This window comes from Streptomyces sp. NPDC005728 (assembly GCF_040630895.1).
Lineage (GTDB): Bacteria > Actinomycetota > Actinomycetes > Streptomycetales > Streptomycetaceae > Streptomyces.
Map to the genome: position 1 here is coordinate 1 of NZ_JBEXYL010000252.1, position 2751 is coordinate 2751.

2 protein-coding genes and 1 pseudogene are annotated in these 2751 nt (G+C 66.2%); 1 reads left to right on the plus strand and 2 read right to left on the minus strand.

Going from position 1 to position 2751, the window contains the following annotated elements; all coding sequences use genetic code 11:
- Positions 1–455, minus strand: a pseudogene (locus tag ABZ471_RS48235) (hypothetical protein); the annotation flags it as partial.
- Between the two features lie 499 nt (positions 456–954).
- Between ABZ471_RS48235 and ABZ471_RS48240 the strand changes: the two are divergent.
- A complete protein-coding gene (locus ABZ471_RS48240) occupies positions 955–1161 on the plus strand; it encodes a hypothetical protein (protein WP_359075510.1) in 207 nt (68 codons plus the stop codon).
- 162 nt (positions 1162–1323) lie between these two features.
- On the opposite strand, the gene ABZ471_RS48245 is transcribed toward ABZ471_RS48240, so the two are convergent.
- A complete protein-coding gene (locus ABZ471_RS48245) occupies positions 1324–2604 on the minus strand; it encodes an IS701 family transposase (RefSeq protein ID WP_359075511.1) in 1281 nt (426 codons plus the stop codon).
- Positions 2605–2751: the final 147 nt, after the last annotated feature.

Here is a 2751-nt window from a genome sequence, read left to right on the forward strand (position 1 = left end):
ACGTTACGTTCGAGGTCGCTGGTCACTTGGCTGATGTACTGCGAAGTCAACTCGGTGGTGGTAGCTGTGTCTTCGGACATGCGTCTCTCCTCGGTCGGTGGCTGGGGCGAAGCCCTGGCGGGCGGTTGCAGCGGGTCAGGGATGATCTCCGGCCGCCGCAGTGTGCCCTGGTGGAGGGATGATACGGGTGAGAGGCCCTGTTTGTGCTGTGCGGGCAACGTCTTCCTGCGTCTGGGTTTGTGCGGGGTTCGGTGTGAGAACGTGCAGCAGACGGTCGGCCGCAGACGCCGCGCTGCAGGCCGCACCCTTGAGTGATGCACGAACAGTTCCCAGAACACCTCGTGGGTGTACCGGTTGTGGTGCCAGGCTGCTGGTGCGCGCACAGCGGCCAGTTGGTCGAGTGGTTCTGCGGCCTGATGGGTCGAGTGCCTGCTCAGGTGGGTGAGTACGTCCATGTCGACGCTGTGGACAGTGCTGTTGCCGGTGTGTGCAGCCAGGCTCAGTGAGCCTCCGCCAACTTGAAGTCGTGGGTCGAAGGGCCGGTGTGCCGGTTTTCCAGGAGGCTCACGCTGGTCGCGGGCGGCAGTCTGCGGAGTGGATCGACCGTCAGTGGTTGGCTTCGAGGTTCGTCAGGAAGGAAGGGCGCGGAGGAGGTAGGTGGCGCGGGCTGGGTCGGTGTGGAGCGGCTAATGTGGAACGCTAGTTCGGCTCAAGGGTGCCTATTGGCGGCATTCCCATCATGATCTGATCAGCATCATGAAGAAGATCATGGCGTTAGCGGCGACCGTCCTGGCCGGAGCGACTCTGCTGTCCGGAGCTACGACCACGGCGCAGGCCCGACCGTTTCCGGCCGAACCGCATCCTTGGGACTAGAGGGTTCGCTGCAAGGAAACCGGCCCTGCCGAGCGCCGCAACGCCACCCGGTTCGGCAATTCTGATTTCGCGCCCTCCGTCATGACGCGGGCCCTGCTGGCATTGGACAACGCGCAATGCCTGCTCGCCGGCCGCGACCCACAGGGCGCTGCCGACATGGCGACCGAGGTGTGGCAGCACCTCCCCAAGGGCTTCCGCACCGGACTCGTCCGCACCCGCGCCGAGACTCTGCATGGCGGCCTCGTTGGGAAGCCACGCGACCAGCTCACAGAAGTGCTTAGCGCGTGAGGTGAGATCCGGGTCGTAGGCCACCGTGCGGGGCCCGACAACTTCACTCCCGACAACAGACTTGCCTAATAGGACTCCGTTAGGTCTGTCTTGATCTTGGTGTCGGGTGTGGCCTGGTGGGCAGGGGTTGGTGGCAGGTGGTGCAGATGCCGGTCCAGCACCTCAGGGTGTTCTGGAGGGCATCGAGGACCTGGTAGATGGTGAGGCCGGAGCCGGGACTTTTGGGGACAAGCGCTGTTCGGTGAGGAAGGCGTGCGCGGCGGTCACGAGGGTGATGTGGTGGTGCCAGCCCGGCCAGGAACGGCCTTCGAAGTGGTCCAGGCCCAGGCCGTGCTTGAGTTCGCGGTAGTCGTGCTCGATGCGCCAGCGGACCTTGGCCAGACGCACCAGATCGGCGATCGGCGTGTCGGGCGGCAGGTTGGACAGCCAGTAGTCGGTGGGAGCCTCGGCGTCCTGAGGCCATTCGATCAGCAGCCAGCAGTCGGGCAGAGCTCCGTCCCACCAGCCCTGCTCGGCTGAGGCGGCTGCTCGGATGGGACGCTCGACGGCTTTGCCGGCGGGCCGGACGCGGAAGGCGGCGAAGCGGGAACGTAACTCTCCTCGCGAGCCTTGCCGCCAGGTCACGGCGGTGAATGCTTCGTGTCCGAGGCCGGCGGCCAGGGCTGCCACCGAGTGTGCGGGCTGTCGGTAGCGGGGCTGGGGCCAGCAGCCGGTCGCCCCGTTGCGGTCCGGGGCCGCAGGCGTCGCGTCGAACGGATGGGCGACCACGTCAGCCCGGACGGCCAGCACGTAGTCGATTCCGCGGTCGGACAGTGCGGCCCGGAAACGGGAGTTGGTGCCGTAGGCGGCGTCGGCCACCACGACCGGTGGCGTCATGCACCACTCGGCGAGTGTGTCGAGCATGTCCAGGGCCAGACGCCACTTCTCTCGGTGCGTGACCTCCGGCGGGACGCGAGTGAGCATCCGGCGGTCGGAGTCCTGGGTCCACTCCTTGGGCAGGAACAGGCGCCATTGCAGTGGGCAGGAGGCAGTATCGGTGGCGGCGTGAACGCTGACGGCGGCCTGGTAGTTGGCACGTTTGCCCAACGCTCCGCAGTACTGCGGAGCCACAGCGACCGACATCCGGCCGTCCTTGGGCACCGACACATCGTCGATCACCCAGGCCGTCGGTTCGACGAGCGGGAGCATCCGTTCGCAGATGTGCCGCTGCACCGGGACGGGATCCCAGGTGGACTGGTTCACGAACTGCTGCAAGTTCTGCTCGTTGCCGTCCGGCAGCCGCGAGGCCATCGCCTGGATCGACTTGCGGCGGCCGTCCAGCATCAGTCCCCGTAGGTAGCAGTCGCCCTTGGCCCGCTGATCCTTCCGCGGCACCGAGGCGAACACATCGGCCACGAATAGCGCTAACTTCGCCCGGACACGGTTCACTTGATGTGCGTCCACACACCCAACATGCTCCCGAACAGGCCCGACGTGAAGACCTAACGGAGTCCTACTAACGAGCTCGTGCATGGTTGGCGGTGGCGCGTCGAAGATCGCGGTTTGGCGTCGGGGTTCACATGTGCGCATCGCCGAGGATGGTGGCGGTCT

Bases quoted from the DNA above. Each gene is read 5' to 3' on its own strand.
- ABZ471_RS48240 (WP_359075510.1), top strand. From the start codon at position 955: ATGACGCGGGCCCTGCTGGCATTGGACAACGCGCAATGCCTGCTCGCC.